Below are 17,638 nucleotides of genomic sequence, written 5' to 3'. Positions count from 1 at the left end.
CGGTAGAGATCGAGCTTCTGTCGATCTGAGAGGCGAGCTTGAGGAGAGTTCATTTCTGGCCCCCGTGTCGCTCTGTTTCCCTCGTGGTTGGACGTGTATCAACAGAAGCTGAGGTCGTAGGGGGGCTAAGTCGAGTTTCGACGATGCTCGAGATGCGAGGAGTGATCACCGCTTCTGCAACTGTCAGCAGGTCGTTTGTGTAGCCAGGAGTTGCTGAGAACGCTATACCGGGGTAGCCACTCTGCGGTCGGTTGTTGGACGATTCACTGCGAGCGGTCTGTCCACCTGATTTATGGTGGTGCGTGCGAAATTGCTGCATTGCTATCTTTGCCTCCAAGCGGGATAGCATCGAACACCGTGCCCAAACACGGTGTTTTCTGAGACTCAGTTTGGTGAGCCACAGGTTCGATGCTTGTATAGCCATTATATTCAAATTACTTAGTATTTTCTACTTCGAATTTGAGAGAGGTTGATTAGATCATCGCGTATTCTAATTGATTAGATAGGATTAAAGGCAGTCAATCTGAGTGGAATGCCATACCGAGTAATTCAGAACCAGTGGGGTGAAATAAATTGAGTTGTCGTAGTACATACATCCTCAGTATCCTAACGCCGGCCCTATCAATATTAAAGAATTTCAATAGGACCTCTTGCCTTATATTATGATCTGTCGTTCTCGCCACCCTCGTTAGGTTGGTAGTCTTCTTTTAGTTCCTGAAGGTCCGATAGCCCCTCTCCTATCGTCCCTCCCATCTCTGCAGAAATCTCAACCACAGGCGTATCGATGTCAATCTTACCTCCAGTTATAATTATAGCCAGAGTTAGTGCAATACCACAGGCGATACCTGCTGAGGCAAAAGCGATAACTAAAGGACTTTCCTTTTTGATGCGCACGATCATCAAATTTTGAGTGGATGGTTGGGGGTTCGTTTCACCCAATAGCCCACGTGGGTTATCTATAGCATCAAGGATGTCTTTCTTCAGGTTATTTAGTGAAAATGACCCTTTAAAATTTTGGATGGAGTTGATATTCTGGATTGTTTCAAAGGGGTATTCTTCAGACAATATTGGATTGGTTTCATCAACAGTTAGTAGATGGCCATATATGTTCTCAAAGCTTGATAAGAACTGGTTGAGGTCTGATACACTAATCTGGTCTTCTTCATCAAACGTGATTTGGACCGAGCCTTGAGCATTAATCGTTTTAGCGATTGTAAGGTACGATATTTTACCAGAAGGGAGTGTCCCACACGGATCCCTCACATTAGCCAGGTTTGTACCGTGGATTGTTGCATCAGTTAAATCGACCTCGCGTAAATGTGTATTCTCTAATTCTGCGTGTGAGAGATCTGCACCCTGTAGATTAGCATGCGCTAAGTCAGCGTTTGTAAGGTTCGCCTCACTGAGATCTGCATTGATGAAATTCGCCCTTCTCATATTTGAACCTGTGAAATCCGCATTGACAAATTCTCCCGAGGAAAAATTAGCGTCCGAGAGGATCGCCTTTGAAAAGTCGGCATCGGAAGCTTGGATATCAGGATGGTTCCCTCCGCTTAATACTGACCCACTGAGATTTGAGTTCGAAAGGTCAACCCCTTCAAAACTCAATTTATCTTTTATCGAGAGTTCCGCAAGATATGAACCTGACAGGTCCTCTGTTATCGTCTTTTTTAATTCTGCTATCTCCTTGTCATTGGTTTTTGTATGCCAGACGCAGTACTGAGATTCCTCTTCATCCCAGACTGACTGGGCGCAACCTTCACGACTGCAAGATTCAAATTCGAGATCCTGTCCCCCCTGTTCCATTCGTGTGCGACACTTTCACACCAGCTGATAATAGTTGTTGCCACTCTCAAAACTGTAGCCAGGTTGGCGAGTGACTGTTGTGATTACGGTGTCGTAATCACCTTCAGAGGCCTACCGTAAACAGCAGCTACGCTATCTTTCACGACTCCAAATAGAGTAGTAAAAGAGTAGTGATTACACCCCACAGTAGCCGACACAAAATAACAGCATCAGACTCGAGGCAATTTACCTCGAGTCCTCATCTGGGTGCGTGGTTCGGGTGTAGGTGGCTAGTCCGAGTTTACGTCCGTTCCCCCATCGGTGATTACGACACCGTAATCAGCATTGTCAGTCAACACATCCAACTCCGCATCAGCACTGCCAGCATCCGTATCGGTGGTATTCTCCGTAGAGTGGGTCTGATTCGCGGTTCTTACACCTGCGTAATCTTCTGTACTCGAGTTGAGCGTAGCATCGGCCACGTTGTTCGTATACTCAATCCAGCGGTCGCGATCGATGAGGATCCGATTGGTCTTCTGGGACTTATCGAACTCGAGAATCTCACCACCGAACTGACCGACGAAGCGCATCACTCGTCGAACCGTGTTCCCATTCGGATCTTCGACGTCGAGACGGCGTGCCAACGTGGGGGTTGCAATCTCGCGTTCGAGTATGTCTGCAACCTTCGTCGAAGGGAGCACCATCGTGTCGCCATTCGTATGAGCATACTGCCCGATGTAGGGGAATAGCCTCGCGGCAAGCTCCTGATTCTCCGAGAGGTCGTGTTCGTGTGGCTCGAGCATCGTTGCTGAGAAGTACTTGTTATGCAGCGGGAGTAACTCCGCAGGACCCACGCTGGAATTCGAGCTCGCGACTACCTCGTTGGGATCAACCTCAGCACGTTCGATCGCGTGTACGCGAGAGTCGAGCTCTTTCACTCGCTCTTTGCGGTTGACGAGCATCTTTCCAATCGGAAGATCGCTCACCCATAGGTCTTCGATCTCATCGGTTTCACCGCGGATCTCGATTCGTGATTCGAGCTCTGCGATTCGGTCGCCTTTCTGTTCGACTTCCTCCTCGAGGGAATCGACTCGCTCTTCGAGCTGATTGACGGTCTCGAGTAGCTGTGCAACTGACGGGTGTGTAGTGTGTTCGTTGTCACTAACGCTCATGTCTGTCTTCGCGCGGTTCGGCAGCGCCCGAAGACGCTACAGCCAGGCACAACCCTTGAGAGTCGTCGATGGGTTTTTGCCTTCGCTGCGAATACAGGTGAATGGTCACCTCACCTTTCTTCGCCGCAGTTGAGTTCTTCAGCGCTGAGCTTCTGAGTTCGAGCCAGCGGCTCGAGTCGAAAGCGCAGGCACTAGGAAAACCCGTCGTGCTAGCCTGCTTGATGCAGTCTATACACATGATTGCCTCCAAGCGGGTTTCGATCTATTCGCACTGGCAGTACACTCGTCTCGCGGATAGCCTGCCCAAACAGGCTTCGCGAGACGGACATTGCTATATCGAGACCTCCTCGACACCGAAGCGCTCGAGGACGAACTCTAACCACCGTGGCACCGTTCCTGGTGTTGAGTGGTAGATCATCTCGTCATCGTAGACTGCGGTCACTTCGGCTTTCCTGAGGCGGCCTTCAACAATCCACGTATGTTCGCGCTCAACGATGAGTTCGAAGTTCTGGCGGTTGCCGTGGACTGTGACGCGTGCGGGCGTTGCTTGCTTTGGTAACGGGAGCTCAGGGATCGCTCCGAGCTCGACCGTCTGTGTGATAGCAGGTGATGTGTCGCGTTGTGTGACTGCCATAGTTTCCAGCACGTATCGCCAACACTTGAGTGCCGCGCGCGAGTGTCCGAAGTGTCCGATGTTGTGTGCGTGATCGGTACGGTTTTGCGTGTGCGCGACGTGTGTCATGGTGTTGGCTTGGGGGTTTAGAGCCAGCAGCGGTCGTTTCCCGTGGGATTGCACGGGAACGGTCTTTTTGTGATGACCCTCACTGTGAGCGACAGCTTCTAGCTCTGACACCCACTGTGGACCACTACCTCATAAAGTTTGTCTCTATATGGAGACAAAGTATCTCTTTATGGGGACAGAGATATTAGTATCATACACAACTAAGAAATGGCCGTTAGAATTGGGGGTAGATGCGCCCGCGTGTTTCGTGGATGACGGGGAATGACGACTCCATCCTTGAGCTCCTCGAGGAGAAGGAAGTCGCGCTTGCTCCCCGCGGGCTGGAGATAAACCTCGAGCGAGAAGGTGTGACCGTTTCGAAGCGAACAATCCAGCGTCGTATCACGAAATTACATCAAATGGGATTAGTCGAGAAAGTTCACGAGGACGCTGGCTACTATGCGATTACCGACAAGGGCCTCGCCTATCTTGCAGGTGAGCTCGATGCCAATGAGCTCAAGGGGATCGAAGAATAGCCGCAGCGAGAAGGGAGCTACCATCCTAGGTTGCTTTCACGAGTTCGTCTCAGACACGCCATAATATATTAACAATATTACTTTCGGCAATGCTATGTCTGAGAACCCGTGATTCTCGGACACGATTCGGTAGTCCTTTTCAAGGAACAACAGTCGCGGTTGGGTCATTGTAACTAGCAGAGTTCAGATATACAGATTGATAATACTCAGAGATATGTTCGATTGGATCGATGGTTCCCGGAACTTTATCTTACTTTGTTTCTTCATACTCAACAGTGTCTGGGCATATTCCAATCCAACAGGAAAGTCATATCTCCGGTACTATGCTATCCGGGCAACAATCATTTCTGGACTAATTGTAATGGTCGGTCTCCTGAAGGCCGGAACGATCACGTTCCCCTTTTGGAGTGGTTGGATTGGAATTCCACTGCTATTCATTGGAGTGTTGTTGATTATTGTTGCCGCCGGGAGCTGGTTCAGACGACTCTAATCTGTTTATCTAGGCTGTCGTGAACACGAACGAAAAATGCCGGCACAGGCGTCTCTCAAAAGAAGTACGTAGAAATAAATGGGGTTACAAGATGTGATCCAATCAGGATGCGAGAGCTGCTGGTTCACGGGTTAACAGTCGAAATATGAACACAAGAGATCTGGGCTCGTGTTCGTACCGCGGAAATTAATTCTTCGAATGCACAGACCTCTGAGTGCGTGGGGAAACATCAACATCACCGTCTTCTATAACCCTTCCAGATGAGACTAATTTTACAATATACTAGCTGAGGTTGACAAGGTTTATCTAATAAATGTCCGATAGGTCTTGCAAGCGATGACAACTCATAAACTAATCCCATATTGGATTAAGTTACGAGAAAGTAATAATCCAGGTAGATGGTGGGACCTAGAAGATATCATCTACAGTCCTGCTAGATTTAGCAATGACAGCATTTTAGATATCTTTGATCGGTTTTCGCAACGGTATCTTGGCAATGATCCCGGGAGTACGGAGGTCCTTAGGGATGATCAGAAAACATTCACTATTGAAGAGATTAGACGTGATGATAACACAGTACAAGGTATAGTCACTGTTGGGCGATGGGGGGAAGGAGCAGACCACTTCAATGTGAACGAAGAGGATCGAACTGAAGGAGCACGTGGACCTGATGATTCCGTTGAAATCCCATATTATTTCCTACTTCATTTACCAGATAACAACACCCGGCATGCACTCTTTATAATTCATAAACCAGGAAATTCAGGCGCAAAAGGGCCATTTAGCACGGTCTTCGAGAACTGGTTACACGATTCTTTATATCTTGGCTTTGAATCGATAGTCACATATGATCTTATGGAACAAGTCGAAGAGGCAGACAGACTATTGAAATTAAAGCTAAGTAAGAAAAGGGTATCTGAGGCACCACACCAGCGTTTAGGAGAACTGTTTGAGGATGAGAGAGATGTTAAACAAGTTGTAGAATTTTCAGCAAGGCAAGGACAGAATTTACCAATCAACACAGAAAACATTCGTGAAAGAGTAGAGGGATTAATAAGAGGAAATAATAATACATCACAATCTACAGTCGGGATTCTTGAGCAAGAGTACAATGAAGCAAAACTATCGATCGAACAAGATGGTTCAACGCGCACTTTTTCACTCACTGATGATGAAATAAACATGCAACAGATATTGAATCCCGATGATGGTGATAATGATTTGGCTCTTGATGATCAGGGGCATCCAACTCCGGAGAGTATGTCCGAGATTGCTATAGATTTTGCAAATGATATTTTAAGAAGGCACCAGGAGCCACTGATACCTGAAAACAGGTCTTGGGAACCTCAAGAACCAGGAGATTCTGCAAGTGAGACTTTGGAATTCCAAGCCACTTCAAACGCAGAAGATACAAATTAAGGACAATGGGACTATACAGTATTTGGCCTATTGTGAGAGCGCATTTTCGGACAGTCAGCGATGAATCTAATTCTGACTTAAAGATATGGGGGATTTTTGCTATCTTTCCATTAGTCCTTGCACTGATTATTGGATTATATATGAGAATAGAGCTGACTAGCAGTATTGTAGTAACGATAATCTCAATACTTGCGATCCTAATCGGGTTTTCTATAAATGCGGTATTCCTTTTAATAGAGCACGCGAAAGATAATCCATCAAATGAAGAGCAGAAGTTACTGGAAAATACCCGCAATATTACACTCTATGCAATTATATTCGGTATCTTCACTCTATCAATCTCAGGGCTTGTCTTACTAGCAATCGATAATGCTATATTTTCAGGAGGGAGTGTTTTATTGCTCGTTTCAGGGATATTATATGCAAGTGTCACTCACTACATTCTAACGTTACTTTTGCTACCTGCACGACTGTATGTGATTGTGGAAACTAGTGTGTAAAACCTGGATTTCTACGTTTGGAGCGTAGGCGGAGCGGTATAATTTCGTGCGTTGTCCTTATGGAGAAGCAGAAGTGGGGCGGTTAGTTTGGATCTTTGGCCTTAGCCACAGACGTCACAGACAAACCGGATTTCCCGACTAATTAGACTAAGCGAACCGGTGGTGGTTCGTGTCATCCAGAAGTCGCACGCAGTCAGTTGCTCGAGGTCGTCGCGATCGCGTCGGCACCCATTGCCCACGGCTCACGTAATGCTAACGCCAGCGGCACGGTTCCCTGTCAGTCCTGTACGGCTATACTGCAACAACAGTAGTGCGAATCGCCCAAATTTTTGCGCGTTGCCCCCGACAGGGGGCAAATCACGGCGCAGGGGGCGCTATGCCTCCTGCGCTTTACCTGCCGCCTTAGCGGCATGGTTGTTTGAGAATCGGAGCTCTCGGATGTGCAATTGTATTCCGTTTAGTCACTCAATCATCGTCGGTATCTAAATTCACATTTCTAAAACATCGCCAGTAGATGGCGCGTCGGATCAAAGATTCCTGAGTATAGCTCTCAATATCAGTTATACTACTCTTAGATAATTCTTCGACCTCAGACATGATTCCGTTCACAAAACCCTTCATACCGCCATATTCTTCTTTTAATTTCTCATACTCCTTTTCTTCATTCAAGTTATATTTCTTATATGGCAAAAGGCCATCTTTTTCAACGTACTCTAGTGCAGTGAGGTTTCCGTATGACTTTGATAAATCAGAAGAATACCGGGTGATATTGACGTACAAGGCTGGGTCATTTGTCTTAACCAATTGAAAGGCTGAACGATCAAATTCAGTTGTTGGTGCTCTTACCAGTGCATTTTCTAATGGATGCCCATCGCCATCCGTAAACAGACGACATTTAACGTGCATAAGGAATAATTCTTCATGAAGTGCTGCCATTAGTCGTCTCCTCTTTAGGAGAATTCTAAGCAACATCAGTGCTGCTGCTCCAGAAAATGCAGAAATTATAATTGTTCCAACTGTACCAATTGCTGGTGTCATAGATTACTCAAGAGGGGTATTTGGAATGATGGTGAAGCCAACCAGATAAGTATTATGGAGTATGATATATTTTAAAACTAACCCTTATTTCATGTGGTTCACCTGGAGGTTTGCTGTACGGAGGTGGATCAGGGGCGATGTGATTTTTGGCTCTTCCCCTGGGGAACACCTAATCTCTCGGGCTTCTCCATCGGTCAAAACAAACTATTTCGCTCACAGAGTCATTCATACTCCTTCAGAATTCTCTGCAACTCTTACAGCTCTGCGACAGTAACCTCACCACACCTCATTAATAGTAATTCATCAGGTAGAAATTTAAATAAATGGCATACTCAGGGCACGTCAAGCATAGTTATTTCTCATATACTATACCATAAGTTTATATCAATGGGAGATGGACTATAGAGTAGAAAGTTCAGAATTGCCGTCTCAAAACGGCCGGTGCTAGAACACCGACCTGAGCTTTCGGACCAACGAAAGCATGTCTACGAAAACGACGACTAGCCAAAAACCTGTCGACCCCCGCGCAGCCTGGGGGTCCGACGTCGAACTGATTGACGAAGACACCATCCGCTCGCTCGAGGACGAACCTGGCGAGGGATGCAGATTCGGTGCGATCGCGAAAACCCACGACAATCTCGGATACTCGTACTCACAGATCCGGTGTCCGATAACGATGGTACTCTTTGTAGACGCAAGCGGCCGCTATGGGTTTGAGCGATTCTTCTTCGGCCACAAAGACGACTGGACAGAGATTCCACGCACAGTCGCCGTCGATCCTAATGACGATGTGCCGGAGCTTCCACACTCCCGAGTCCGGGCTATACAAGCACATCTCGACACTGTTGGCGACGTCTTTGGGGAGTAACTCAAATGCAATCTCCCCAGACTGCCACCGGCGGGCCAGTACAGCGTATCGAAGCGCTGTATCCCAAGACACAACCAACAACGGTGGCACAATGAATCTCGAGAAGGCGCTCCTCTCAGGACTCCCCATCAGCGACGGACAAGCCTGTGAGTGCACGTGGTGTCGCGACACACTCTATCCGAACTCGAAGATCGAAGTAACCGTCTCCCATGTGGATGGGGACATTACCATCCTGAGCGTGAAATGCGATCGCTGTGCTCGAGGCGAGCTAAGACATCCTACGCTGGGTGCTACAGAGTGGGTTGCTCGAGGCGAGCTGGCACCAACACTCACTGCAAGTGATCGCTCTGAACTTCGTCTCAGTGGTGCTGCGGTAGTCGCGAAAAGCGGACCTGACGAAGGTAGCAATCCATAGCACCAGTAGAAGAGTTCAGCTATTTCAGTAACACTGCCCAGTTATACTGACCAGCATTACCAATTATTCTGTGAAGGAGGTACATCTCTTTGTGGCTGTGCCAACGCCCAACGCCGTCGCAAGAACCAGGAGAGTCCAATATAGTACGTGGCCAACGAAATAATTCGTTGAGGCAAGAAATATATCTATTCATGCGGTAGGTATTTGTGTTCTCGAGGTATACAAGAGCATAATGACCGAGAACGGGGAGCAGTCTAAAGACCGGAATTCCGGATTTCCCAAGATGGACAGGGACGTCGATTCAGATCCCGACTGGGAAGCGATTCTGGAAGACCGTCCGGTGTACCGTCGGGTATATCAGACAGCTCTGCAACTCGGATCGCCTGCCAGACCTAATGAGGTAGCCGAACGAGCAGATGTTTCCCCAGATACTGCTCGGAAGTATCTCTCGTTCTATGCAGAACTCGGACTGCTACGAGAAGTTTCCGACGATCCACTCCAATACACGCGCAACGAGTCGTATTTCGATTGGCGTGCCGTGGACCGATTGGAGTCTGAATATACTGTCGAGGAGCTCAAGCAGCGGCTATCGAAGTTGCAAGAGACGATACGCGAATTGCAGGAAAAGTACTCCGTTCAAGAACCCGCGGCAGTAGACCCACGCAGTAACGGATACAGTAACGTCGAACAAGTGATCGATGACATAGATCGTTGGAAGAGTGTGCGAGCGGAAATCGATCAGATCGTGGAAGCACTCGGATATGACGAATCGGTACCAGCATCAGATTCGACTACCTGCCTACAATCGGCCAGCGACGGTTCAGGAAAACCATCGATCTATGGTTCAGACTCCGATTGGTTAGCTCCGATGATGGCACGTCATCTTCTTAAGATGAAAGAAGAGACTAATCCCTACCAAACATTGTTCAAGAGCCGCGAAAATCTCATGGGTGTCCCTCCAGAGTTTCTGATTGAACCGTATATAGAAGAGTACGACCCCTGAAGCGATATCCCACTTGATACATCGTTGCCGATAATTTAATATATGTTTTAGAGCTAGTTAGTAACAAGTACTACGATCGAAATGTATCACCTCCAGTCCGGGGCTGCGGTATAATGGGAGAGGACAATGTGAGCCGATCGCTTCTCCGATCGCTAAACAAGGATATCTCTGCGCATCCCCTTTACGAGAAATCAAAATTGTTTCCTCAGGGCCACGAAGACTCGCTTGTGGTTCATCTCGACTGTGACCGGTTTGTCGATGATATAACAGACCCGGAGTTGTTTGTCAAGCACAAGACGTACGAGGAGAAACACAGAAAGGAAAAGTTCAGCGTAACGTTCCAGATGAAATACATTGGAGAGGAGGTGAAGTGTCGCTGGGGAAGACACGATAATCCACATGTGGATGGAAGAGACCACTTTCATCCATTTCCTGATGCCTCTAGCAAGGATGAGGAGGTAGAATCAGAGAACTATCCAGATGATTTTACTGCGGTGCTTAGTTTAGTGTTCGCTCAAATACGGAACCATCCATACTGCATCGATTGATGCAGACAGCGTACTACCAGCTGTGATTTTGTAGTAAATTTATTGCCGCCATTGCAGCTTGGGACTGAATCTCGATCAAGCCATTATACAAATCTACGACTCTATTGAAACCCTTGAAATTGATAGAAGGAGGCTGCTGAATACAGAGGATTATTCTTCAATTTCGAATTGTGGGTTCCAGACTACTTCCCACAGGTGGCCGTCCGGGTCTAAAAAGTGGCCCGAATATCCGCCCCATTCGCGCTCACGCGGTGAGTCAGTTATCTTCGCACCTGCTTCGTTTGCAGTCTTCATTACCTCATCAACTTCTTCTTTCGACGTGACATTGTGGCCGAGAGTGAACTCCGCAGAACTCGTCACGGTTTCATCAACGTTCGCATCTCTTGCAATCTGTTGCTTTGGATAAAGTGCAAGCTGTACCTCGTTGTTTAATGGGAAGAACGCAACGGCCCCACCTTCAAATTCGGTGCCGACAATACCCTCTGTTTGCCACCCTAACCCATCGCGATAAAAGCTAACCGCTGTTTCGAGGTCGGTAACTCCCAACGTGATTACTGTGATTCGTGGTTTCATAAGCAAATAACCTTGTCCTGATTTGAGGGGGCCTTGTCCTGTGGTATTGGTTAGCCAGGCAGCGAGAAAAAACCGACCCTCAGGGGTGACAAAGTCGATTACAGCACCAAGACCTCCCCCAGTGATCCCCTGCCGGAACGACACCTGGTTGACCTGCATTGCCTTCCGCAATGATTGTCTCCTCAGTTCGTGTTACATTCGCGCCATCTAATCAGCAGATCGTGATTGAACTGCCGAGCCACTGTCAAAAGGTGCCTGCTGAATATAGAGGATGAGTGCAGCACAACGGCTTCGTTTGGTTTACGTTGGAATCGATGAACCATCCGCTCACTACACCTACTTACTGAACGCTATGGCGGAATGTTAATGGGACGGTGGAACCTCTCACTTTAGAGATAGTCGATATGGTCAAAGAGTGGCTGCAGATGGAGAATATGTGGGGTAGACACTCCAATCCGAAGAGCGGGTGGAGTCGAATGGCAGCAGGGTTCGTGGCCGTGGGCGCACTCTACCATCGGAAATGGAAGTTGTTGGGGCTCACTCTTCTGTTCTTGATCATCAATCCGGTGCTATTCCCCGAACCGAGTGAAGAGTTGGATGACTGGATGTACAAAGTCGTACGAGCTGAAGAACGCTGGAGTAACGACGGTCACCGCTTCATCGGTCTCGGCTACCCGCAGATCCTAAACACCGTGAGTATCCCAATCGGGCTCTATGGCCTCTACGCGGCGTACAAACGCAAGCCTGTCTCAACTGTGGTTTTCACGCTCGCATCACAAGGACTCAACCAGTGGTGTTTGAAGGAGATTATCGAGTACTACGAAGAAGTCGATTCGAAGGAATAATTGATCCCACATTGATCCTTCGTCCAGAACGATACGTGAATCACCAATACTGACCAGTCATTACCGTCGCAGACCGAGTCAAATTTCGTGGCACATTCGCGCTCTGTATCCAGCACGGGTGCTGAAACCCATCACCAGTCAAGGGGTTCAACAGAGCCCAATCTACACATTCACAGCAAAAGATTCATCATAGTTCTCTTGACTGTTCAACTGTGTCACTCAAAGAGGCCTGGTCAATTAACCAACTTTACGATCAAGTCAAAGGATCTGACCTCGTACTCACGGCTGAAGCACCTCTTGCCCTCGCCTTAGACAATCGCATACGTACACCCAGACTTGGGCGTCTCGCTGCAACACCACGCAGCTATGCTGCAGGAGAGATGTTTCCGAACGATGCGCGATCACTCTTTTTTGATCTCATCGAAGATACAGAGCACTCGTGGAAGGAAATCAATCGGGCCCTCGAGGTGAGTATCAACTGCTGGGAGAACACCGGTGAACTCGAGCACGTCCTCGATTATCCTGAATTCGATACCCCGGCAACCGAGTGTGTCATCACAGCACTCCAAGAAACAGATAGCAGTTATCTGGCAATCGAAGAAACCGAACTCGCTGAAGACCTCGAAATAAGTGTAATAGACGAACACCAACTCACAACACTTGATCACCAGCTCCTTCCCTCAAACTACACCACCGTCTCATCGGTCACAACCGAACCAACCTCACTTCCGGTACTCCATATCTACCCAACCGCAACAGCAATTGTAGACGCAATACTCGAGCAGATATCTTCAGAAACGGCCACTCGAGTCGGCATCGTTCTCGAAGAAGGGAGTGTGTATAGCTCACTTGTCGAGGGCGCTTTAGAGGCTCGTGGAATACCGTATCGGGGCGGCCCCGGGTTCATCGATAACAAAGATACTCGCACTTTCCTCCGGTTACTCGAAGCGACGTTCGATGGATCCGGACAACGCGTTGCTGAGCTTCGGCCAATCGCAGCAGCAGCTGGAATCGAGCTTCCTTCCGAGTTCGATGAACACCGTGTCGATAGCCTTAGTGACGAGCAACTCCGCTCGTTTGCAGAGTTCAATCGCACTGTGAAAGAAGGCAGCTACGAAGACGCAATTCGGGTTTTTGAAGCGATTACAGACTCTCACCTATCTGAACTTCGAGATGAGGTAGCTGCCCTCAACCTACTCAAGGGACCGATAACTGCTACAAACTTCGCACAACTCCGCTACTACTTTGATGGGTTTTCGATCCCAGATAAAAATGCAAGCAATGATGGCGTGCTATTGGCCGATGCGACGTCGACTGCTTACGTTGATCGACCGGTAGTGTTCTACGTTGGACTTGGTCCATCGTGGGCTCGAACACCGCCTCAGTATCCATGGATCGATAGTCAAGACTACCTCGAGAACGACCTCTCCAGATTCCATCGACTGGTTCAAAACGGACAACAGCGCTACTTCATGGTCCAAGAATCCCACGCAGGAAGTGAGGTCCCACCATGTGTCTACCTGAGGCGACTTCTCGACGAGTCCTTTGAGACGTTCAGTGATCTCGAACACGTACGACACACCAAACACGAGCAAACGGAAATCGACTCACCGTTTTCTGCGCCCCCTTCAACAGAAGTACCGGAAGTCAAGACGCTCAGTCAGTCCCGACTAAAGACACTCGCAAACTCACCTCGAAATGCGTACTTCAACCGACTACTCGAGTCAGCTGAAACCGTGCCGATGGTTCGGGGGCAACTGCTCCATGAAGCCGCTGAGATCCATGCCACAGATCCGACTGTGCTAACGACACAGCGAGAACGGGTTCTGGATCACATGTGCGAGCGTCTGGATCCACTCTTGGATTCCGCAAAACGAGACGTTCAACGAACCACCCTCGAAATCGGCCTTGAAACGATAATCTCGTATCTCGAGACGAATCCACCGGTTCCACACGACTGCAAAACGTATACTGATCGCGACCACGACAATCGCCTTGCAGACGCACTTGGGATTGATTGCTCTACAGCACAGACTGAACGCTGGTTCGAGTCCGAATCGCTGGGGATCCGTGGATATGTGGATCTCTTAGCTGACCATACGACCGTTGTCGATTACAAAACCGGGGCGAAGAAAGCCCCTTCAAAAGTATTAGAGAAGGCAACGATCGACCCTGTCGATGAATACCCTGATTTCCAGGTCTTACTATATCTCGCAAAACACCGAGAGGAGCACCCGAACGAAGGACTACAGCTCAACTTCGTCCACCTCCTCGAGGGCACGGACGAAGCAATTGCCGATGAGCCGCTCGAAATCGACGAACTCGTAACCACAATCACGTACGTACCATCGACCTTCGGAGAGTTTGTTGCGAGCCGCGATACGTACGAAGCGGTGACTGATTACGCAGAGTCAAACGACCGCTGTAAAGCGCTACAACCCATGGGCTACGAAGCTTATCGTGAGTTTTTCGAGACCCACGAGCTGCCACGCGCAGGAGAAGATCCAGAACAACGGGAAGCCATTACTGAGGCGTTCGTCGAATACACCCAAGAGCGAGTTGGCACGTACAACTACGTTACAGATGGCTGCAAGCAGGTTATCGACGACCTGGAAGACGTACCTGCGGGCTACATTCTCAAATCGGACCTCGATGTGTTCGAGGAATTCGTCGACAACCAGCTCGAGGCAGTAAACGAATATCAATCAGACCGCTTTCCCGTTGCCTTTCGAGACGATGGGCCAACCTGGGAGCGTGTCTCGCACCGTGATTGCATCCTTGTAGACCGATGAGTGAGATTAAACCAAACAAGAACCAGCAGCGATTGATCAATGGTACTGAGGGGCTCTATCTTGTCGATGCCGGTGCCGGCACCGGCAAGACGTTTACGATCACCCGTCGGTACGCCAATATCCTTGAGACAGCTGATGCAAGTCCTGAGGACATACTGTTAGTCACATTTACCCGAAATGCTGCTGCAGAGATGCGGGATCGGATTGCACGAACCTCGCCGTACGACCCGGTCCAACTCCAAGAGGCACCAATTGGGACGTTCCACAGCTACTGCTACCAACTTCTCTGTCGGTACGGCCATACTGCACCTGAGATTCTGGGAATTAGCGAGCGGCTCCCATCCTCATTAGAACTGATCGAAGACTCAGTTCGGGAGGCGACACTGTTCCGAACGTTCATCCGACGGTTCGAAGATCAGCATCCAGAGTACTCGGAATACTTCGCAGCCATCAATCAACCCGTTACACTACGGACGGTTATCACAGAGCTGGCTGCAAAAGGCGTAATTCCAACACAGACGGGCTGGTATCGAAACACGGACGAACCGCTACGGGGAGATCGTGAGGCGTTCTTCGAACTCTTTGAAAAAGAAAACGAGCCAAACGAAGGTGCAAATGGGCCCACCCAATCGAACGCCCGGAGTTCACTGAGTGACTGGGATGCAATCGGATATGTCCCGAGTGCACCGACAGCAGACACCGTCGTAGGGTATCCGCAAATCGCTCGAGAGCCAGTCGAGGAAGCGTTCGATGAAGATCGCGATCAGCTCTTCGAATTCATCCATGATGTCTACATCGAATATCTCGAGTGGGCACTCGAACGGAATTACCTTACACAGGGTCTGATGCTGGTGCTGGCTTTCGTTATGCTGTGTGATGATCCAACAGTCCGCGAACAAGTCCGCCACGAGTACGTGATGGTCGACGAGTTCCAGGATACGAACGAACTCCAATTCAAACTCACCCTGTTGCTCGCAGGATCCAACAACATCTGCGTTGTTGGTGACTGGAAACAGAGTATCTATGGGTTCCAGTACACGGCTATCGAGAACATTCAACGATTCGCAGACCGACTCGAGCAATATCGCGACGAATTGAATCAGGACGGGATGCGGGTCCCCTATTCAATCACAGACCTCGAAGAGATACCCCTCACACAGAACTACCGTTCAACACAATCGTTGCTCGAATTCGCCGAAGAGTCGCTCACAGTCCCCGCAACAAGGGGCGAAGAGATCGATACAGGCGCTATCAACGATCAAATCACGTCGCTGGAAGCGACAAATGATGTCGATAATACTCAGGTAGAGGCCGTTAGCCACGAAGATGAACTTGGAGCAGTACTGGATCGAATCCAACACGTAGTCGGCAACGAGGACTATAGTGTTGAAACGAGCTCCGAGCCTCGAACAACGGATGAAATGACGCAGGCGGAACGTATAGCGGCTGAGCGAGAGCGTCTTGGAGCCCCGTCGTGCGGTGATATTGCTGTCTTTACGCGAACTCGATCATTTGCTCGCGATCTCCTTGAACGAGCGGAAGAAATCGGCGTTCCAGTTGCGTACGAAGGCGGTGTTGAGCTATTCGATACTGATCAGGCCAAGCTGCTGCTGGCTTGGCTTCGTATCTGTGAGTTCGATGGCCGTCGTGGCTGGGCAGTAGTTCTCGAAGAGGCGGGCTATACGCTCTCACAAACAACGGAGATTCTCGATGAAGGATTGTACCCTGAATCGATGCTCGCGTTCTGTGAGCGACTGCAGAACACCGAGACGATTGGTGGATTTGCTCGAGTGGTCTTTGACCACTATGGCTACGACGGAGCCTACGCGGATTCACTGCTCGATCAACTCACAACACTTCACGACACAACGATCTCAACACGTAGCGAGGCAGTCACATTCATCGAGGCAAACCTCGAGGCTGGGTCAACAGTTGATATCGATACTAGCCCTGGCCAGGATTCTGTGACGCTACAGACCATTCACGGAGCCAAGGGTCTCGAGTATCCGATCGTCATCTTGGCGAATATGAATCAGCGAGTTTTCCCGAACTTCAATCGCGGTTCTTCGTGTGAGATCCAGTACCGAGAGCCAATCGGACTCCGCCAGCGATCAATCTATAGCGAAGCATCTGAACGTCCATACGTCTATGATCACTGGCCGTACGACCTACTATCAGGCAGTCTTCCATCGGAGTATGACGAAGAGCGTCGTTTGCTCTATGTCGCACTGACTCGAGCGAAGCGCCATCTATTACTGACTGCCGGGGAGTCTCCAAGTCAATTCTTTACTGGTCTTCCTGTAGAGCCGATAGAAGTTGACCCCGCTCTTGACTCGGTGGTCGTAGAATATGATGAGACACCACCGATATCGGTGTCAATTCCAGACGATCCACACCCACATCGAATGAGTGCACATGATCTCATGGATGATAGCGTCTATGACGAAGTTAGTGATGGGCGTGGAATGGAATTCGGAAGCGACGTTCATGACCTTGCGGAGGCGTTTGCTCTCGGAAAGGATGTCGCGCCAACGAACCCTGATGAAGAAAATGTTGTCAGGTTTCTCGAGTCCCTTTCTGGAGAGCTGAGACCAGAGCTCCCAGCGATTTTACCGCTCGAGATGGAGCCGCGAGTAACGATAGTGGGGATTATCGATCTTCTCGAGGTTGCACCAGACCTGGTGAGGATCATTGACTACAAGACGGATCGTGGCCGCCATGCACACTCCGAGTATCGGAAACAATTGAGCGTGTACTATCACGTAGTGGCCGCAGTATATCCAGATCGTGACCTCGAGATTGGAACGTTCTATACGGACGAAGACGCGTTCGTTACCATCGAGCCATTATCACTAACAGAGTTGCGCGAAATCACAGAGAAGGCAATCTTAGATCAGCCTGTGACGGATGCGAATGACTGATCTCGTTTGCAT

Annotated in this window: 14 protein-coding genes; 9 read left to right on the top strand and 5 right to left on the bottom strand. The window is 49.1% G+C overall.

All coding sequences use genetic code 11. The features are described 5' to 3' along the window. Window positions 1-660 precede the first annotated feature (660 nt). From AC6I6S_RS19020 to AC6I6S_RS19010, 3 genes are all read right to left on the bottom strand, one after another. A complete protein-coding gene (locus tag AC6I6S_RS19020) occupies window positions 661-1,806 on the bottom strand; it encodes a pentapeptide repeat-containing protein (RefSeq protein ID WP_497952393.1) in 1,146 nt (381 codons plus the stop codon). 269 nt (window positions 1,807-2,075) lie between these two features. After that, a complete protein-coding gene (locus AC6I6S_RS19015; protein WP_497952392.1) occupies window positions 2,076-2,957 on the bottom strand; it encodes a hypothetical protein in 882 nt (293 codons plus the stop codon). A 331-nt stretch (window positions 2,958-3,288) separates the two neighbouring features. Continuing rightward, window positions 3,289-3,591, bottom strand: a complete 303-nt coding sequence (locus tag AC6I6S_RS19010) for a hypothetical protein (RefSeq protein ID WP_497952391.1) — start codon at window positions 3,589-3,591, stop codon at window positions 3,289-3,291. A gap of 338 nt (window positions 3,592-3,929) precedes the next feature. Here AC6I6S_RS19010 and AC6I6S_RS19005 point away from each other — a divergent pair, with 338 nt between their 5' ends. Together AC6I6S_RS19005 and AC6I6S_RS19000 are read left to right on the top strand one after the other, a co-directional pair. Continuing rightward, on the top strand, window positions 3,930-4,214 hold the full coding sequence (locus AC6I6S_RS19005; RefSeq protein ID WP_497952389.1) for a winged helix-turn-helix domain-containing protein: 285 nt from the start codon (window positions 3,930-3,932) through the stop codon (window positions 4,212-4,214). An 826-nt stretch (window positions 4,215-5,040) separates the two neighbouring features. Further along, a complete protein-coding gene (locus AC6I6S_RS19000) occupies window positions 5,041-6,123 on the top strand; it encodes a hypothetical protein (RefSeq protein ID WP_497952388.1) in 1,083 nt (360 codons plus the stop codon). Window positions 6,124-7,088: 965 nt separating this feature from the next. Here the strand turns inward: AC6I6S_RS19000 and AC6I6S_RS18995 are convergent. Further along, the gene (locus tag AC6I6S_RS18995) at window positions 7,089-7,661 is read right to left on the bottom strand and encodes a hypothetical protein (protein WP_497952387.1); all 573 of its coding nucleotides are present in this window, start codon (window positions 7,659-7,661) and stop codon (window positions 7,089-7,091) included. A 481-nt stretch (window positions 7,662-8,142) separates the two neighbouring features. Between AC6I6S_RS18995 and AC6I6S_RS18990 the strand changes: the two genes are divergently transcribed. The 4 genes from AC6I6S_RS18990 (at window position 8,143) to AC6I6S_RS18975 (ending at window position 10,495) form a co-directional block, all read left to right on the top strand. Further along, a complete protein-coding gene (locus tag AC6I6S_RS18990; RefSeq protein ID WP_497952581.1) occupies window positions 8,143-8,529 on the top strand; it encodes a hypothetical protein in 387 nt (128 codons plus the stop codon). Then, window positions 8,444-8,944: a DUF8112 family protein gene (locus AC6I6S_RS18985; RefSeq protein ID WP_497952576.1), complete on the top strand. Its 501-nt coding sequence runs from the start codon at window positions 8,444-8,446 to the stop codon at window positions 8,942-8,944. The genes AC6I6S_RS18990 and AC6I6S_RS18985 overlap by 86 nt, the downstream gene beginning before the upstream one ends. Before the next feature lie 232 nt (window positions 8,945-9,176). Then, window positions 9,177-9,947, top strand: a complete 771-nt coding sequence (locus tag AC6I6S_RS18980; protein WP_497952386.1) for a DUF7342 family protein — start codon at window positions 9,177-9,179, stop codon at window positions 9,945-9,947. Window positions 9,948-10,060: 113 nt separating this feature from the next. Next, complete coding sequence (locus tag AC6I6S_RS18975) at window positions 10,061-10,495, top strand: toxin-antitoxin system TumE family protein (protein WP_497952384.1); 435 nt, start codon at window positions 10,061-10,063, stop codon at window positions 10,493-10,495. Window positions 10,496-10,645: 150 nt separating this feature from the next. Here the strand turns inward: AC6I6S_RS18975 and AC6I6S_RS18970 are convergent, their stop codons facing one another. Next, complete coding sequence (locus AC6I6S_RS18970) at window positions 10,646-11,227, bottom strand: VOC family protein (RefSeq protein ID WP_497952383.1); 582 nt, start codon at window positions 11,225-11,227, stop codon at window positions 10,646-10,648. Between the two features lie 245 nt (window positions 11,228-11,472). On the opposite strand from AC6I6S_RS18970, the gene AC6I6S_RS18965 reads away from it, so the two are divergent. The 3 genes from AC6I6S_RS18965 to AC6I6S_RS18955 all read left to right on the top strand — a co-directional run bounded on the left by AC6I6S_RS18965 (window position 11,473) and on the right by AC6I6S_RS18955 (window position 17,626). Then, window positions 11,473-11,913, top strand: a complete 441-nt coding sequence (locus AC6I6S_RS18965) for a DUF6653 family protein (RefSeq protein ID WP_497952382.1) — start codon at window positions 11,473-11,475, stop codon at window positions 11,911-11,913. A 212-nt stretch (window positions 11,914-12,125) separates the two neighbouring features. Continuing rightward, on the top strand, window positions 12,126-14,705 hold the full coding sequence (locus tag AC6I6S_RS18960; RefSeq protein ID WP_497952380.1) for a PD-(D/E)XK nuclease family protein: 2,580 nt from the start codon (window positions 12,126-12,128) through the stop codon (window positions 14,703-14,705). After that, on the top strand, window positions 14,702-17,626 hold the full coding sequence (locus AC6I6S_RS18955; protein ID WP_497952379.1) for a UvrD-helicase domain-containing protein: 2,925 nt from the start codon (window positions 14,702-14,704) through the stop codon (window positions 17,624-17,626). The genes AC6I6S_RS18960 and AC6I6S_RS18955 overlap by 4 nt, the downstream gene beginning before the upstream one ends. The last annotated feature ends 12 nt before the right edge of the window (window positions 17,627-17,638 follow it).

The sequence above is a fragment of the Natrononativus sp. DTA114 genome, assembly GCF_059736515.1.
The sequence above is the reverse complement of the archived record's forward strand: the minus strand, read 5'-3'. Positions and strand labels throughout refer to the sequence as shown.

Coding starts and splice junctions, on each gene's coding strand:
- AC6I6S_RS19020 (WP_497952393.1), bottom strand. CDS start 1,806: ATGGAACAGGGGGGACAGGATCTCGAATTTGAATCTTGCAGTCGTGAA.
- AC6I6S_RS19015 (WP_497952392.1), bottom strand. CDS start 2,957: ATGAGCGTTAGTGACAACGAACACACTACACACCCGTCAGTTGCACAG.
- AC6I6S_RS19010 (WP_497952391.1), bottom strand. CDS start 3,591: ATGGCAGTCACACAACGCGACACATCACCTGCTATCACACAGACGGTC.
- AC6I6S_RS19005 (WP_497952389.1), top strand. CDS start 3,930: ATGCGCCCGCGTGTTTCGTGGATGACGGGGAATGACGACTCCATCCTT.
- AC6I6S_RS19000 (WP_497952388.1), top strand. CDS start 5,041: ATGACAACTCATAAACTAATCCCATATTGGATTAAGTTACGAGAAAGT.
- AC6I6S_RS18995 (WP_497952387.1), bottom strand. CDS start 7,661: ATGACACCAGCAATTGGTACAGTTGGAACAATTATAATTTCTGCATTT.
- AC6I6S_RS18990 (WP_497952581.1), top strand. CDS start 8,143: ATGTCTACGAAAACGACGACTAGCCAAAAACCTGTCGACCCCCGCGCA.
- AC6I6S_RS18985 (WP_497952576.1), top strand. CDS start 8,444: ATGACGATGTGCCGGAGCTTCCACACTCCCGAGTCCGGGCTATACAAG.
- AC6I6S_RS18980 (WP_497952386.1), top strand. CDS start 9,177: ATGACCGAGAACGGGGAGCAGTCTAAAGACCGGAATTCCGGATTTCCC.
- AC6I6S_RS18975 (WP_497952384.1), top strand. CDS start 10,061: ATGGGAGAGGACAATGTGAGCCGATCGCTTCTCCGATCGCTAAACAAG.
- AC6I6S_RS18970 (WP_497952383.1), bottom strand. CDS start 11,227: ATGCAGGTCAACCAGGTGTCGTTCCGGCAGGGGATCACTGGGGGAGGT.
- AC6I6S_RS18965 (WP_497952382.1), top strand. CDS start 11,473: ATGGTCAAAGAGTGGCTGCAGATGGAGAATATGTGGGGTAGACACTCC.
- AC6I6S_RS18955 (WP_497952379.1), top strand. CDS start 14,702: ATGAGTGAGATTAAACCAAACAAGAACCAGCAGCGATTGATCAATGGT.